This is a genomic window from Streptomyces sp. LaPpAH-108, from assembly GCF_000373625.1.
Classification (GTDB): domain Bacteria; phylum Actinomycetota; class Actinomycetes; order Streptomycetales; family Streptomycetaceae; genus Streptomyces.
In genome coordinates, this window is the sequence record NZ_KB891994.1 from 287,528 (window position 1) to 303,064 (window position 15,537).

13 protein-coding genes are annotated in these 15,537 nt (G+C 73.3%); 2 read left to right on the top strand and 11 right to left on the bottom strand.

The annotated features are described in order from the left end of the window. Nucleotides 1–16: 16 nt before the first annotated feature. Together B079_RS0116985 and B079_RS0116990 are read left to right on the top strand one after the other, a co-directional pair. A complete protein-coding gene (locus tag B079_RS0116985; RefSeq protein ID WP_018547037.1) occupies nucleotides 17–772 on the top strand; it encodes a hypothetical protein in 756 nt (251 codons plus the stop codon). 132 nt (nucleotides 773–904) lie between these two features. Further along, nucleotides 905–2,473: an alpha/beta fold hydrolase gene (locus B079_RS0116990; RefSeq protein WP_018547038.1), complete on the top strand. Its 1,569-nt coding sequence runs from the start codon at nucleotides 905–907 to the stop codon at nucleotides 2,471–2,473. A 48-nt stretch (nucleotides 2,474–2,521) separates the two neighbouring features. Here the strand turns inward: B079_RS0116990 and B079_RS0116995 are convergent, their stop codons facing one another. The 11 genes from B079_RS0116995 to B079_RS0117045 form a co-directional block, all read right to left on the bottom strand. After that, a complete protein-coding gene (locus B079_RS0116995; RefSeq protein WP_018547039.1) occupies nucleotides 2,522–3,400 on the bottom strand; it encodes an amino acid ABC transporter permease in 879 nt (292 codons plus the stop codon). Next, nucleotides 3,397–4,041: an amino acid ABC transporter permease gene (locus B079_RS0117000; RefSeq protein WP_018547040.1), complete on the bottom strand. Its 645-nt coding sequence runs from the start codon at nucleotides 4,039–4,041 to the stop codon at nucleotides 3,397–3,399. The genes B079_RS0116995 and B079_RS0117000 overlap by 4 nt, the downstream gene beginning before the upstream one ends. An 11-nt stretch (nucleotides 4,042–4,052) precedes the next feature. Then, nucleotides 4,053–4,994, bottom strand: a complete 942-nt coding sequence (locus B079_RS0117005) for a glutamate ABC transporter substrate-binding protein (protein WP_018547041.1) — start codon at nucleotides 4,992–4,994, stop codon at nucleotides 4,053–4,055. A gap of 17 nt (nucleotides 4,995–5,011) precedes the next feature. After that, the gene (locus B079_RS0117010; protein ID WP_018547042.1) at nucleotides 5,012–5,755 is read right to left on the bottom strand and encodes an amino acid ABC transporter ATP-binding protein; all 744 of its coding nucleotides are present in this window, start codon (nucleotides 5,753–5,755) and stop codon (nucleotides 5,012–5,014) included. A gap of 163 nt (nucleotides 5,756–5,918) precedes the next feature. Next, the gene (locus B079_RS0117015) at nucleotides 5,919–6,338 is read right to left on the bottom strand and encodes a DUF6278 family protein (protein ID WP_018547043.1); all 420 of its coding nucleotides are present in this window, start codon (nucleotides 6,336–6,338) and stop codon (nucleotides 5,919–5,921) included. A 15-nt stretch (nucleotides 6,339–6,353) separates the two neighbouring features. Beyond that, entirely contained in the window at nucleotides 6,354–7,133 is a 780-nt protein-coding gene (locus B079_RS0117020) for an exodeoxyribonuclease III (protein ID WP_018547044.1), read from the bottom strand. A gap of 61 nt (nucleotides 7,134–7,194) precedes the next feature. Next, the gene (locus B079_RS0117025; protein WP_026248781.1) at nucleotides 7,195–7,830 is read right to left on the bottom strand and encodes an MBL fold metallo-hydrolase; all 636 of its coding nucleotides are present in this window, start codon (nucleotides 7,828–7,830) and stop codon (nucleotides 7,195–7,197) included. A gap of 34 nt (nucleotides 7,831–7,864) precedes the next feature. Further along, nucleotides 7,865–9,163 carry an alpha/beta fold hydrolase gene (locus B079_RS0117030; protein ID WP_018547046.1) on the bottom strand — a complete coding sequence of 433 codons (1,299 nt, stop codon included), beginning with the start codon at nucleotides 9,161–9,163 and terminating at the stop codon, nucleotides 7,865–7,867. A 96-nt stretch (nucleotides 9,164–9,259) separates the two neighbouring features. Then, complete coding sequence (locus B079_RS0117035) at nucleotides 9,260–9,772, bottom strand: GNAT family N-acetyltransferase (RefSeq protein ID WP_018547047.1); 513 nt, start codon at nucleotides 9,770–9,772, stop codon at nucleotides 9,260–9,262. Between the two features lie 53 nt (nucleotides 9,773–9,825). Next, entirely contained in the window at nucleotides 9,826–11,631 is a 1,806-nt protein-coding gene (locus B079_RS35210; RefSeq protein WP_018547048.1) for an SWIM zinc finger family protein, read from the bottom strand. Between the two features lie 959 nt (nucleotides 11,632–12,590). Beyond that, nucleotides 12,591–15,449: a DEAD/DEAH box helicase gene (locus B079_RS0117045; protein WP_018547049.1), complete on the bottom strand. Its 2,859-nt coding sequence runs from the start codon at nucleotides 15,447–15,449 to the stop codon at nucleotides 12,591–12,593. Nucleotides 15,450–15,537: the final 88 nt, after the last annotated feature.

The following is a 15,537-nucleotide window of genomic DNA, read 5'->3' on the forward strand; positions in this document are numbered from 1 at the left end:
GATAGCATGCGCGGCCATGAACGACGACGTACGGAACATCGTCCTGGGTGTCATAGCCGCCGGTGTCAGCGCCGCGCTCGGCTGGCTCGCCCGCACCTACCTGTGGCGGCGCAGGCTGCGGCGCGAGCAGGCGTTCTTCGGGCTGCCGGAGAACGCGGAGTCCCTGCTCGTCGTCAACCGCGACCCGGCCGCGACCGAGCCCGCCGTGCACCGCTTCGACGTGTTCGCGCTGCTCGAACTGTCCGCGCTGGTCAAGGAGTGCGGAGCGCACTTCCAGGTGGTGACGCAGGACGCGACCCACCAGGGGTTCGGGGAGCGCACCGAGTTCTGTGTGGGCGGCCCGGCCTCCAACCGGCGGATGCAGGCCCATATGACGGCGCTGCTGCCCGGCATCCGGGTCAACACGGAGAAGGAGAAGGGGCCCAACCGGGGCGCGTTCCGCATCGGTTCGCAGACCTACCGGATGGAGCCGGGCACGACCGAGTACGTGCTGCTCGCCAAGGTGACGGCGGGGCGCGAGACCCGGCCGGTGTTCCTGTTCTGCGGGCAGCGGGCCATCACCAACCAGGCCGCGACGCGCTATCTGGCCCGCAATCACCCGCGGTTGGCGCGCAAGCACGGCAACGGCCCGTTCGTGCTGCTGCTGAAGGTGGTCAACTCCCAGGCGTACGGCCCGGATCTGGTGGAGCTGGTCGCCGATGTGACCCGGGCCGCGCAGGCGCCCTTCCCGGTCACGGAGGAAGAGGCGCGACCGGCGTCGCAGGCGTCGTAGCGTTCACCGCTCGCGTTCAACAGTCCCGACCGACAACCTTTACCCGTACGTAACTTACCGACGGGTTACTTGACTCGGCAACCGCCCACTACCCTCGGGTCACTTTGCACTGGCACGCGTCAGGAGTGACCCATGCGATCCCCCCACCGCACCCTGCGCACCTGCGCCGTCGGCACCGTCTCGGCGGCGCTGGCCGCCGGGGCCCTCGTCGGACTGGCCCCGGCGGCCCAGGCCGCCGCCCCCTCCGTACGCTTCGTCGACATTCCCGGCGACGGCGGCACCGTCCTCAAGGCCAACGTCGTCACACCCCCCGGCGACACCGCCACCGGCCGCCACCCGCTCCTCGTCCTGCCCACCAGCTGGGGCCTGCCCCAGGTGCAGTACCTCGCCCAGGCCCGCAAGCTCGCCGAGTCCGGCTATGTGGTCCTCACCTACAACGTGCGCGGCTTCTGGCAGTCCGGCGGCGAGATCGAGGTGGCCGGGCCGCCCGACCTCGCGGACGCCTCCAAGGTGATCGACTGGGCGCTGGCCCACACCCCCGCCGACCCCGACCGCATCGGCATGGCGGGCGTCTCCTACGGCGCGGGCATCAGCCTGCTCGCCGCCGCGCACGACCCCCGCGTCAAGGCCGTGGCGGCGCTCAGCGGCTGGGCCGACCTGATCGGCTCGATCTACTCCGGCCGCACCCAGCACGTCCAGGCGGGGGCCCTGCTGGACGGCGCGGGCCTGGTCACCGGCCGCGAGGGCCCCGAGCTGCGCGGGATCTTCGACAGCTTCTACGCCTCCGACCTCTCCAAGGAGAGCGAGCTGACCGCGTGGGGCGACCGGCGCTCGGCGGCCTCCTATCTGGACCGGCTGAACAAGACCAAGCCCGCCGTCCTCCTCGCGGGCGCCTGGAGCGATTCGGTCTTCCCGGTCAACCAGTACGCCGACTTCTACGAGCGACTGACCGGCCCCAAGCGCCTGGAACTGCGCTCCGGCGACCACGCCACCCCGGAGCTGACCGGCCTGTTCGGGCTGCCCAACGACGTGTGGTCGGACACCGCCCGCTGGTTCGACCACTATCTGCGCGGCGTGGACAACGGCATCGACCGCGAGCGCCCCGTCCAGCTGGAGTCCCGCGACGCGGGCGGCTACGAGGGCTACCCGGACTGGAAGTCGGTCGCCGCCACCGAGCGCAAGCTCGCCCTTCCCGGCACCACGACCATCCACGCGAACGTCGACTCCGGCGCGGACGGCGGCGTCGTGCTGCTCTCCGGCGCCCTGGACCAGTTCGCCAAGCTGCCGCCGATGGCCTCCATTCCGCTGCTGCCGCGCCGCTGGGCGGCCGTGTGGCAGTCGGAGCGGTACGGCACCCCGCAGCGCGTGCGCGGCACCGCACGGCTGCACACCACGCTCACCCCGACCGCAGAGAGCGGCACCCTGGTGGCCTATCTGTACGACGTGGGCCCGCTCGGCATCGGCAAGCTGGTCACGCACGCCCCGCTGACCTGGCACGGGAAGACGCCGGGCGAGCCGTTCGGCGTGGACCTGGATCTGTTCTCGACGGCGTACGACGTGCCGTCCGGGCACCGGCTGGCCCTGGTCGTGGACACCGTGGACCCGCTCTACATCGAGCACAACCCGTCCGGCGCGCAGCTGACCTTCTCCTCGCCTCAGGCCGACCCGTCGTACGTCTCGGTCCCGCTGCGCGAGCAGTGATCTCCGGCTGCCGCCGGACGAGCATGGCCCGTTGTCCTGCCGCCCCCTTCACGGCTTCGGCGCCGTGGGTGGCTCCCCACCGGGCAGCAGTGTCCCAGGACCGGCCTCGGCGACCGCCACGGCCTCGGTCTTGGGACTGCGCTGCTCCCGGCGGGCCACCCAGCCGGCGAACCACGAGAGCAACATGCACATCCCGATGTAGATCGGCGAGATCACCATCACCACGGGGATGAACGGCAAATCGTAGTCGAGGTTCGAGGCGATGAGCTTCCCGGCGTGGAGGAACTCCTCGTAGGTGATGAGGAAGCCGAGCGAGGTGTCCTTCAGCGCGACCACCAACTGGCTGATGATCGCGGGCAACATGGCCCGCACCGCCTGCGGTACGAGCACGTAGGTCATGACCTGGGTCTTCCGCATGCCGAGCGCGAACGCGGCCTCGCGCTGGCCGCGTTCGACGGCGTTGACGCCGGAGCGGAAGACCTCGGCGAGCACCGAGCCGTTGTAGAGGGTCAGTCCGGCGACGAGGGCGGGCAGCGCCTGCACCTTGAGCGCCACGAAGATGAAGAAGATCATGACCAGGACGGGCATCGCGCGGAAGAACTCCACGACGAGCGTGGCCAGCCAGCGCACCGCTCGGTGGTCGGAGAGCCGTCCGACGGCCAGCAACCCGCCGAGGGCCAGCGAGAGCACGGCCGCCATGGCGAACGCCTTGAGGGTGTTGCCGAGGCCGCGCAGCAGCAGTTCCTGGATGCCCTTGTACTCGAACGGCATCCACTTGGTGTAGGTGAACTGGTCGGTGGCGAACAGGAGATAGAGGATCCAGGCGACCAGGCCGAGCAGCACGGCCGTGGAGAGGACGGCGTAGAGGGTGTGGCGGCGCCTCGTGCCGGGTCCGGGGACGTCGTAGAGGGCGGTGGTGCCGGTCATCGGGCGACTCCCCAGCGGCGCTCCAGGAGGTTGAACAGGGCGCTGATCGCGAGGGTGATGATCAGGTAGCCCACCGCGATCCAGACGAAGATCCAGACGATGTTGTAGCCCAGCTCGCTCAAGGTCTTGTAGGTGCCGAGGAGTTCGGTGACGCTGAAGGCGCCCGCGATGGCCGAGTTCTTGGCGAGCGCGATCAGGGTCGAGCCGATGGGCGGGATGACCGAGCGGAACGCCTGCGGCAGCACGACCACGCTCAGGGTCTGCGAGAAGGTCATGCCGAGGCTGCGGGCGGCTTCTCCCTGGCCCCGGGGCACGGTGTTGATGCCGGAGCGCAGCGCCTCGCAGATGAACGCCGAGGTGTAGCAGCCGAGCGCGAGGACCGCGAACGCCTGGAAGGGCAGCACGAGTCCGAAGCGGGGCAGCCCGAGCAGCACCGCGAAGAACAGCAGGGTGAGCGGGGTGTTGCGCAGCACGGTCACCCAGGCGGTGCCGAAGACCCGCAGGGAGGCCACGGGGGCGACGCGGAAGGACGCCATCAGGAAGCCCAGGGCGAGCGCCAGCAGGGAGGCGTAGACGGTCAGTTCGACCGTGCCGAGGAAACCCTCGCCGTAGACGGCGAAGTTGTCTGTCAGTACGTTCATGCCGTCCTCAGTCAGCTCGCCGGATAGCGGTCGATCAGCGGAGGTTGGGGGGCGGGCACGCCGGACAGGCCGAGTGTCGCGTTGTACGCCCTCTTCCAGTCGCCGTTCTTCTCCCGGGCCGCGAGGGCGTCGTCCAGGGCGAAACGCAGGGCGTTGTCGCCGTGCGGGACGCCGATGCCGTAGGGCTCCTTGGAGAACGGCCTGCCGACGACCTTGAGTTCGTCGGGGGCCTTGGCCGCGTAGCCGATCAGGATCGCGTCGTCGGTGGTGACCGCGTCGACCTGATAGGTGAGCAGGTTGTCGACGCACACCGAGTAGGTGTCGTAGGCGACCAGGACGGCCTTCGGATAGTCGTCCTTGATGCGCTGGTACGGCGTCGAACCGGCCGCCGAGCACACGCGTTTGCCGGCGAGGTCCTGCGGGCCGTGGATGTCGTCGGTGTCCTTGCGCACCAGCAGGGACTGGCCCGCCATGTAGTACGGGCCCGCGAAGCCCACCAGCTTCTTGCGGTTGGCGTTGATGGTGTAGGTGCCGACGTAGTAGTCGATCTGGCCGTTCTGCAGGGCCGTCTCGCGGTTGGCGGAGGCGATGGTGCGGAAGCGGACGCTGTCGCCGGGGAAGCCGAGGGAGGCGGAGAGCATCTTGGCGATCTCGATGTCGAAGCCCGAGTAGACGCCGGTCGCCGGGTCCTTCTCGCCGAGGTAGGGCTGGTCCTCCTTGGCGCCGACGACGAAGTGGCCGCGCTTCTTGGCCCGCTTCCAGGTCGGGGACGCGGGCAGGGTGAAGGTGCGGTCGACCGCGTAGTGCGGAAGCTGCTCGGGGGCGGGGCCCTTGGCGGGCGGGCTGCCGTCCTTGCCGCAGGCGGCGAGCGGGGCGAGCAGGGCGAGCAGGGCAAGGAGCACGGACAGGACGGGCAGCAGCCGGGCGCGGGGCGCACGGGTGTCGCGGGACATGGGACGCACTCCCCCGGTCAGTGTTTGAGGATCTTGGAGAGGAAGTCCTTGGCGCGCTCGCTGCGCGGAGCGGTGAAGAACTCCTCCGGGGTGCGGTCCTCCATGATCCGGCCGTCGGCCATGAAGACGACCCGGTTGGCGGCGGAGCGGGCGAAGCCCATCTCGTGGGTGACGACGATCATGGTCATGCCCTCGCGGGCCAGCTGCTGCATGACCTCCAGGACCTCGTTGATCATCTCGGGGTCCAGGGCCGAGGTCGGCTCGTCGAAGAGCAGCGCCTTGGGGTCCATGGCGAGGGCGCGGGCGATGGCCACGCGCTGCTGCTGGCCGCCGGAGAGCTGGGCCGGGAACTTGTCGGCGTGCGCCAGCAGCCCGACCCGGTCCAGGAGTTCACGGGAACGGCGCTCGGCGTCGGCCTTCTTGCGGCCGCGCACCTTGATCTGCGCGAGGGAGACGTTCTCCAGGACGGTCTTGTGGGCGAAGAGGTTGAACGACTGGAAGACCATGCCGACCTCGGCGCGCAGCCGCGCCAGCGCCCGGCCCTCCTGCGGCAGCGGCTCGCCGTCCAGGGTGATCGTGCCGGACTCGACGGTCTCCAGCCGGTTGATCGTGCGGCACAGCGTCGACTTGCCCGACCCCGAGGGGCCGATGACGACGACCACCTCCCCCTTGCCGACCGTGAGGTCGATGTCCTGGAGGACGTGCAGATCCCCGTAGTACTTGTTGACGTCGCGCAGTTCGATCAACGGATCGACGGCCATCCGCAGCCCTACTCACTCTCAGCCGTGTCGTGCTGGCCGCAAACTATCCAGCCGACCGCCACACGGATGGACGACACGCGCCTTTCGGGCATTAGCCGTATTTACACGCCCGAGCCGGGCCGGGCGGGGGCGTGGGCGGCGCGGCGCAGGGCGGGGCGGGTGTTCAGACCTCGGACAGCTCCGCGTACAGCTGGGACAGCTCGGGGACGCCCCCGGAGGCCCACTCCCGGCCGCAGTCCACGACCTCCACCTCCCGGCCCGAGGCGAGCCGCAGCACGGGCTCACCGTCCTCCCGCAGGTGCCAGGCCGCGCCGGGTACGGTGCGCACGACGACGGTGCCCAGATAGAGCCCGGCGTCGTTGCCCAGCCAGGGCAGCAGCTCCGTGTCGTCGCGCCAGCGCGGAAGCAGCTGGTCCAGGGCCTCCAGGGAGGCCGGGGTGTCGTCGAGACGGAAGCCCGCCTCCTCCGCCTGGGAGCGCAGCAGCTCGCACTCGGAGAGCAGCGCGGCGATGGCCTCGGGGTCGGCCGGCGGCGCCACGTCACCGCTCTTGCGGTGCCGGGCTCCCAGGAACGGAATGTTCATGCCCCCAGCGTGGCATCACACGTCGAGGTCGACCACCACGGGCGCGTGATCCGAGGCGCCCTTGCCCTTGCGCTCCTCGCGGTCCACATAGGCGTCCTTGACGGCTCCGGCGAAGGGGTCGTTGCCGTAGACCAGGTCGATGCGCATGCCGCGGTTCTTCGGGAAGCAGAGCTGGCGGTAGTCCCAGTACGTGAACGGCTTGTCGTACTTCAGCGGGCGCGGGACCACGTCGGTCAGCCCGGTCTCGCGCAGGGAGGCGAGGGCGGCGCGCTCGGCGGGGGTGACATGGGTGGAGCCCTCGAAGGCGGCGCGGTCGTAGACGTCGTCGTCCGTCGGCGCCACGTTGTAGTCCCCGAGGATCGCGAAGGGACGGCCGCCCGCCGCGTCACCGGCGACGGCCGCCTTCAGAGCCTCGAACCACTGGAGCTTGTACGCGTAGTGCGGGTGGTCCACCTCGCGGCCGTTGGGCACGTACACCGACCAGACGCGGACCGGGCCGCAGGTGGCCGACAGGGCGCGGGGCTCCACCACGCCGTCGTACCCCGGGTCGCCGGGCAGGCCCTTGACCACGTCCTCGATGCCGACGCGGGAGAGCACCGCCACTCCGTTCCACCGCCCGGTGGCGTGCACCGCCGCCTCGTACCCCAGCTCGCGCAGCGGCTCGAACGGGAACTGCTCCTCGGCGATCTTGGCCTCCTGGAGGCAGAGCACGTCGGTGCCGCTGCTCTCCAGCCAGGCGAGCAGCCTCGGCAGCCGAGCGGTGATCGAGTTCACGTTCCAGGTGGCGATGCGCATGTCCCACAACCTACCCGCCGGGTCCGACAACGGGCCTTCGGGCGAGGGGGCTCGGCGGGCCTCAGAGGCGGGCGTCGTCCCCCGGGGCCAGGCGCAGATGCTCGGCACCGGTGAGGGAGCCGATCTGGCGGTCGTAGATCGGGCGGGCGAGGTCGGTGAGCAGGGCGTCGTGGATGTCGTAGGCGCGCTGAGGCTTGACCTCGCGGACGTACTCGATGACCTCGGCGATCTTGTTCCAGGGGGCCATGACCGGGAGCAGCAGGGTCTCCACGGGCTGGTCGGGGACGGTGAGGGCGTCGCCGGGGTGGAAGATCGTGCCGCCGTCGATCAGATAGCCGACGTTGGTGATGCGCGGGATGTCCGGGTGGATGACCGCGTGGAGTTCGCCGTGGACCTGGACGTCGAAGCCCTCGGCCGTGAAGGTGTCGCCGTGGCCGACGGTGTGCACACGGCCGGGGAAGGCGGCGGAGATCTGGTCCGCGACGGACCTCAGGGTCCAGATCTCGGCCTGCGGGTTGGCCTCCATGGCAGTGCGCAGGCGGCCCTCGTCGAAGTGGTCCGGGTGCTCGTGCGTGATCAGGATGACGTCGGCGCCGAGGGCGGCGTCGGTCTCGCTGAAGCCGCCGGGGTCGATGACGAGCGTCCGCCCGTCCTTCTCCAGGCGTACGCACGCGTGGGACTTCTTGGTGAACCTCATGGTCTCCATCCTGTCGCCTCGGGCCGCCCGGCACTCACTCGGCGGGCGTGGTCTCCTCGCGGATGACGCGCTGGGCCACCCGGAAGGCTCCGGCGGCGGCCGGGACTCCGCAGTACACCGACGCCTGGAGCAGCACTTCCTTGATCTCGGCCGGAGTCAGGCCGTTGCGCAGCGCCGCGCGGGTGTGGAAGGCCAGCTCCTCCAGGTGGCCGCCCGCGACGAGCGCGGTGAGCGTGACACAGCTGCGGGACCTGCGGTCTAGGCCGGGGCGGTCCCAGATCTCGCCCCAGGCGTAGCGGGTGACGAACTCCTCGAAGTCGCCGGAGAAGGCATCGGCCTCCGCGAGCACCCCCTCCACGTGCGCGTCGCCCAGCACCTCGCGGCGGATCTTGAGCCCGGTCTCGTACCGGTCGGCCACACCGGGCGCCTGCTGCGGTACGACGACGGGCGGGGCGATCTCCAGCGGCGCGACCGGCACGGGCTGCGGCGGCGCGGCCAGCGCGGGGACGGCGGTCGCGGCGGGCAGCGCCGTCTGCCCGGTGTCGTACGGCTGCTGCCAGGCGGTGGAGAAGTGGCGTACGAGCAGGTCGGTGACGGCGGCGGGCTGCTCGACCGGCACCAGGTGGGAGGCGCCGGGGACGACCGCGAGCCGGGCGTCGGGCACCCCGGCGACCAGCGTGCGGGCCTCGGCGGGGCCGGTGACCTGGTCCTCGGAGCCGACCAGGACGAGCGTCGGCACGCCGACCCGGCCCAGCTCGGGCCGTACGTCGAAGGCGGCCAGCGCCTCGCAGGCGGCGATGTAGCAGCCGGGGTCGGTGGTGCGCACCATCTGCACGGCCCACTCGGTGATGGCGGGCTGCGCGGCGGCGAACCCGCCGGTGAACCAGCGCTCGGGCGCGCTGCGGGCGATCGGGTCGAGCCCGTTGGTCCGTACGATCACGCCGCGCTGGCGGAACTCGTCGGGGGTGCCGAAGCGGGGCGAGGCGGCGATCAGCGCGAGCGAGGCGAGCCGTTCGGGGTGGCGCAGCGCCAGTTCGAGGCCGACGGCGCCGCCGAGTGCGCAGCCCGCGTAGCCGAAGCGCTGGACGCCGAGCGCGTCGAGCGTGGTCAGCAGCCGGTCGGCCAACTCGCCGACGGAACCGGCCGGGTGGGCGGGGGCGCCGCCGTGCCCCGGCAGGTCGAACCGGAAGACCCGCCACTGCTTGACCAGTTCCGGCACCTGACGATCGAACATGTGCCAGGTCGTCCCGAGGGAGGGCCCGAGAACGATCACGGGGGCGTCTTCGGGGCCGTCGAACCGGTACTGGAGGGCAGGGGTCTTCTTCTCACTCACCGCACCACGCTAACCGCCGGTCGGGTGTGCCCGTTTCGTGGGGGGCGGTGCGGGGGGTGCGTTGACGGGGATCGCCGGGGAATCCTCACACGGTCTTCACGGCCGGGACGGCTGCCGGGGGTCCACGGTCCAGTGATGGGTGCGCAGGGTCCGTCCGGCGAACTCCACGTCGGTCTCCGCGACGAACTGGAAGCCGAGGGAGCGGCAGACGCCGTTGGACGGCGCGTTGTCCGTCGCGGGGAAGGCGTGCACGATGCCCCAGCGGTCCTCCTCGCGGGCCCGCGCGAGCAGTGCGCGCACCGCCCGCTTGGCGAGCCCCCGCCCCTGGAACTCGGGCAGCACCATCCACCCGATCTCGGACATCGGTCCGTGGGGGGTGTCGTGCAACCAGAGGGTGACGGTCCCCGCGACCGTCCCGGGGTGGGCCGGGTCCGGGACGATCATCTTGATCCAGGCCCGGTCGGCGGCGGCCTGCTCGGCGTCCCTGCGGACCTTGTCGGCCATGCCCGCACGGGGCAGCGGGCCGCCGAGGTCGGCCATCATGACGGGGTCGCAGCGCATCCGTATGTACGCGTCGAGGTCGTCCGGGGTCACATCGCGCAGGTGCAACGGGGGCCTCCTGTCGGGGCGTTCGCTGTCGGGGCATTCGCTGGTGCGGCCGGTCAGAGGTCGGCCAGGGCGTCCAGGGCGGTGAGGGCGTCGACCGGGTCGAGGGCGGGGGTGCCGCGGGGCCACCAGTCGGCGCGGTCCGGCTCGGACTCGTAGGCGTACCAGAGGCCGTCCTGGCCGAAGCGGAGCTGGACGTGGCCGAGCGGGTGGGTGAGGTGGTTGTGCCAGGGGCGGAACGGGGGCAGTCCGGCGGCGATCAGCAGCGGGCGGGCCCGGTCGAAGCGGCCCGCCGGGGGGTTCCACGGCTCCTCCAGGACGTCCAGTCCCGCGAGTCCGCCCTGCCGCCAGGCGGCCACCGCGCGGGCCAGGTCGGCGGGGGTACGGCCCGCCGCCGAGGCCAGCGTGGCGTACAGCGCGCGGGTCGCGGCGGTCAGGCCGGAGCCGGGGCGGGCGGCGGCGAGGCGCACCGCGTCCTGCCACAGGGTCAGGCCGCCCACCGGGTCGCGGCCGGTGGTGAGCAGGGCGTGCGCGCGGGCGGCGGCGTCGGTGGCGAGCTGGTCCAGCGCGAAGGGGTCGGGGCCGCCGGGGACCGCCGGGTACACCGGGGGCTGCTCGGGGTGCGCGGGGGCGGGCAACGGCGGGGGCGGGGGCGGCAGTCGTCGCTCGGTAAGCGCCTCCGTGGCCCGTACGCCCGGCAGGTCCTCGGACAGCCCCTCCCGGGCGGCGCGGGCCGCGTGGGCGGCGCTGCGCCGCGACAGCGTGTCCAGCAGCTCGCGCTCGCCCCGGCCGCGCAGCAGAAGCAGCACGAAGGGGTCGGCGTCCAGCAGCCGTGCCGTCTGGTAGCAGAGCGCTGCCGCGTGCTTGCAGGGGTGGCCGGAGTCGGGGCAGTTGCAGCGGGGGGTCAGCTCGGCGGGGCCGGGCAGCAGGGGTGCGCCGCAGTCCGCCAGGGAGTGCGGCAGCTCCTTGTCGAGCAGCGCGGCGATGTGCCCCGGGCGCTCCACGGCGGCCTCCAGGAACCGCTCCCAGTCCGCGTCCTGGAGTGTGGGCAGGGTGACTTGTACGCGGTAGGGCCGGGGGCGGCTTCCCCGTACGTACGCCAGCACCTGACCCGGCGTCACGGTGATCGCGTCCACGTGCCCCGCGTCCGCGTAACCCCGGCCGCGCGCCACTCGCTTAGGGTCCAGCGCGCCCCGCTCCAGCGCCTCCACCCAGGCGTTGCCCCACCAGGTGTCGGCGAACCCGTCCGTCTCCTCGCGGGGCGCGAACGCCGGGAAGGTACGGCGGAGTTCGTTGTCGCGGTGCGGGGTGGCCATGGTGGCGGGGACGTGCGGGGCCGCGTGCGCGGGCTCTGGCGGGACGGGGTGGGAGCGCGTGAACTCCGGCTCCGGGGCGGGGTCTTCGGCCTCCGTGGTCTCCTCGGGGGCGTCCTCCCAGGTGGGCATGCGGAAGGCGGTCGCGAGGAAGTCCCGTACTTCACGGACCACTTGAGCGCGAGCGGCTGCGGGCGTTCCCTCGGCGGGAGCGGCGGCGGCCTTGGGCACCGCCTTACGGGCCGGTCGCCGCTTCTCCTGCTCGGCCTGAGCCCGCAGCGCCTCCGCCCGCGCGGCCCGCAACGCCTCGCGGGCGGCGTCGCCGGGGCGGCGGGGGGTGGCTGGGCGGGTCGCGGGAGTGGGGGCTTCTCCGGCCAGGTCGCCTTCGGCGGTCGGGTGGGCGCTGGTGGGCTCGGCTTCCGAAGCCGTCGGTCCGTCAGCCGCCTGGCCGGTGGGTACGGCGTCCGCCGCCGGGCGGGGGGTGGGGTCGACCGTGGCCGGTTCGGGGACGGTGCCTTCCGGCACCGGGCCGGGGGCGGGGTGGGCCATGCTCGGGCCGGGGGCGGTTCCGTCCGCGCCAGGGGCGAGGGCAGCGCCTCCGGGGCCCGCAGCGGCGAAGCCAACGGACACACGGCCGGTGCCGGGGCCCTCCGCTCGCAGGCCAGAAGCGGCGCCGACCTCGCTCGGACGGGAGCTGACGCCCTCCGCCCTCGGCGCGGGGCCAACGCCATCCGCCCCCAAGCCAGAAGCGGCACCGGCCGCACTCGAACCGGAACTGACGCCCTCCGCCCTCGGTACGGGGGCAACGACTTCGGCGCCCGAAGCGGCGGAGCCATCGACCGCTCGGCCGGGGCGGACGCCATCCGCCCCCAGACCAGGAGCGGCACCGGCCGCACTCGGACCGGAACTGACGCCCTCCGCCCTCGGCGCGGGGGCAACGACTTCGGACCCCAAGGCGGCGGAGCCACCGGCCACGCGGCCGGTGCCAACGCCATCCGCCCCCAAGCCAGGAGCGACGCCGACCGCACTCGGACCAGAGCTGACGCCCTCCACCTTCGGCGCGGGGGCAACGACTTCGGCGCCCGAAGCGGCGGAGCCATCGACCGCTCGGCCGGGGCGGACGTCGTCCGGCTCCAGGCTGGTGTCTTCGGGCTCGGGGACAGGGGCCGCCCCGTCGGTCGCCGCCAGGTCAGAGGGCGTTTCCGCCGTCGTCGAGCCAGCGGCAGCGCCCTCCGCTCGGGCGTTCCCGCTCAGCCGCTGGGTGACGGCGGCGCGGAGGGCGGCTCGGGCGATGTCCCCGGCCCGGACGGGCTCACCCTGCTCCCCCGCATGGGAGGACTCACCGGTCCAGGACGTGAGGCCCGACGGCCTGGGCTCCTCGGCCCCCGAAGGTTCGGCTCGTCGGGGCGCCGGCGCTGTCGTGTCCTCCTCCGCCGAGGCGGACGCCTTTGCCCGGGCCTCCCGCAACGCCCTCCGGGCCGCCTCGGCCGGGCTGGAGCTGGACTCCGTCATGACGGCCTCCGCAGCGAGACCAGGTCGGACAGTTCGCGGTCGGTGAGTTCGGTGAGGGCGGCCTCGCCGGAGCCCAGGATGGCGTCGGCCAGGGCGCGCTTGGCCGTCAGCATCTCCGCGATGCGGTCCTCGACGGTGCCCTCGGTGACCAGGCGGTGGACCTGGACGGGCTGGGTCTGGCCGATGCGGTAGGCCCGGTCGGTGGCCTGGTCCTCCACCGCGGGGTTCCACCAGCGGTCGAAGTGGACGACATGGCCCGCGCGGGTGAGGTTGAGGCCGGTGCCCGCCGCCTTGAGGGAGAGGACCAGGACCGGGGTCTCACCGGCCTGGAAGCGGTCGACCATGCGCTCCCGCTCGGGTACGGGTGTGCCGCCGTGCAGCAGGTCCACCGGAACCGCGCGGGCGCCGAGGTGGGCGGTGATCAGCTGGGCCATGCCGACGTACTGCGTGAAGACGAGCACCGAGCCGTCCTCGGCCAGCACCGTGTCCAACAGCTCGTCGAACAGAGCGAGTTTGCCGGAGCGGGCGGCGAGGCCGTCCGGGCGGGAAGCGCCCTCCTTGAGGTACAGCGCGGGGTGATCGCAGATCTGCTTCAGCGCGCCGAGCAGCTTGAGGACGAGCCCGCGCCGGGCGATGCCGTCGGCGGACTCGATGGCCGCCATGGACTCGCGCACCACCGCCTCGTACAGCGCGGCCTGTTCGCGGCCGAGCGGGACCGGGTGGTCGGTCTCGGTCTTGGGCGGCAGTTCGGGGACGATACCGGGGTCGGACTTCTTGCGGCGCAGCAGGAAGGGCCGGACGAGGCGGGCCAGGCGCTCGGCGGCCTCCTGGTCCTCGCCGTTCTCGACCGCGCGCGCGTGCCGGGCGCGGAAGGACTGGAGGGGGCCGAGGAGTCCGGGGGTGGTCCAGTCGAGCAGCGCCCACAGTTCGGAGAGGTTGTTCTCGACGGGGGTGCCGGTGAGCGCCACGCGCGCGGGGGTGCCGATGGTGCGCAGGGCCTTGGCGGTCGCGGAGTACGGGTTCTTCACGTGCTGGGCCTCGTCGGCGACGACCATGCCCCAGGGGCGGTCCGCAAGCTGTTCGGCGGCGGAGCGCATCGTGCCGTAGGTGGTGAGGACGAAGCCGCCGAAGACCCCGTCCAGCGTGCGGTCGGCGCCGTGGAAGCGGCGGACGGGGACGCCGGGCGCGAAGCGGTTGATCTCGCGCTGCCAGTTGCCGAGCAGGGAGGCGGGGCAGACCACGAGGGTCGGCTCCGGGTGGGCGCGCTTGAGGTGCAGGGCGATGAGGGTGACGGTCTTGCCGAGGCCCATGTCGTCGGCGAGGCAGCCGCCGAGGCCGAGGGAGGTCATGAGGTCGAGCCAGGCCAGGCCGCGCAGCTGGTAGTCGCGGAGGGTGGCGGCCAGCCCTGGCGGCGCCTCGGCGGGGGCGAGTCCGGCGGTGAGGCGGTCGCGCAGGGCGGCGAGGGCGCCGGTGGGGACGGCCTCGACGGTCTCGCCGTCCACCTCGGCGGTGCCGGTGAGCGCGACGGAGAGCGCGTCGACCGGGTCGAGCAGGCCGAGTTCGCGTGTGCGGGCCTTGCGGACGAGCGCGGGGTCGACCAGGACCCAGCGGTCCCGGAGCCGTACGACGGGCCGGTGGGCCTCGGCCAGGGCGTCCATCTCGGCCTCGCTGAGCGGGTCGCCGCCGAGCGCGAGCTGCCAGCGGAACTGGAGCAGGTCCTCGCTGTCGAAGAAGCCGGTGCCGTCGGTGGCCGAGCCGGGCGCGGGGCGGACCACGGCGGCGGCGCTGAGGTCCTGGGCGAGGTCGCGGGGCCAGTGCACGCCGACCCCGGCGGCGGCGAGCCGTCCGGCCGCGGCCCCGAGCAGGTCGCTCACCTCGTCCTCGGACAGCGCGAGCACGTCGGGGACGTCGCGCTCGGCCAGCCGTTCCAGGGGCGCCCACACGCGGGCCGCGCGCCGGACGGCGAGGGCGGCGTCCACGCGCGCGCGGGGTCCGAAGGCGGTGTCGGCCTCCCCCGCCCACAGGGCCGCCGCGTCGGTGACCAGGGTGGGGTCGGCGAGGCTGTGCACCTGGACGACGGCCGCGCCCGCCGCGCGCGAGCCGCTGTCGTCGCCCGCGTCGAAGACCGCGTACGCCGACAGGTCCAGGCGCAGCGAGATCCGGACGCCCGCGTCCATGCCCGCGGCGACCTCGGCGGCCCAGTCGTGGGCCCCGGGCAGCGGCTGGGGTTCGCGGGCGGCGAAGGGGCGCCCGCCGGTGTGCGGGGCGGCGGGGGTGCGGGGCAGGGTGTCGGCGACCGCGTCCAGGAAGGAGCGGACCAGGGCCTCGGGTTCGGGCAGCCGGAGCGGGCCCGGGCCGGGCAGCGGCACGGCGTGGCCCTCGGCGGGCAGGGCGGCGGCGACGGCGCGCAGGTGCGCGATGTCGTCGGGTTCCAGCGGGCCCGCGCGCCAGGCGTCGTGGCCGCTCGGGGTGAGGCCGGGCAGCAGTCGTCCCCGGGCGGCCAGGCGCAGGGCGTGCAGCGCGGCGGCGCCCCAGCAGACGGTGGCGGGGTGGGCGGTGGTGTCGTGCCGGGCATTCGCCAGCAGCGGCAGCGCGTCCATGAGCGGCAGGGTCAGCGCGGGGACCTGGCGGCGTCGTACGGTCGCGCCGTGGCGGCGGACGACGGTCAGCTCGGTGAGCGTGCCCCCGGAGCCGTCCGGTTCGGGCAGCGGGGTGCCGTCGGGCGACCAGAGCGCGATGCGGCCCTCGCGGGGCAGGGGCGCGGGCAGGTAGAGGGTGGCGAGGTACGCCGGGATGCGTCCCCCGATCGCCTCGGAGTACGCGCGCTCGCTCAGCACGGCCGTGCCGCCGTCCATACGTCCTGTCACCTCCCGCCCGCTTGTCGGACCAGTTGTCTCCGACTGTACGGGCGGGGTCTGACAATCGGCTCCGGCGGCCGTCCCG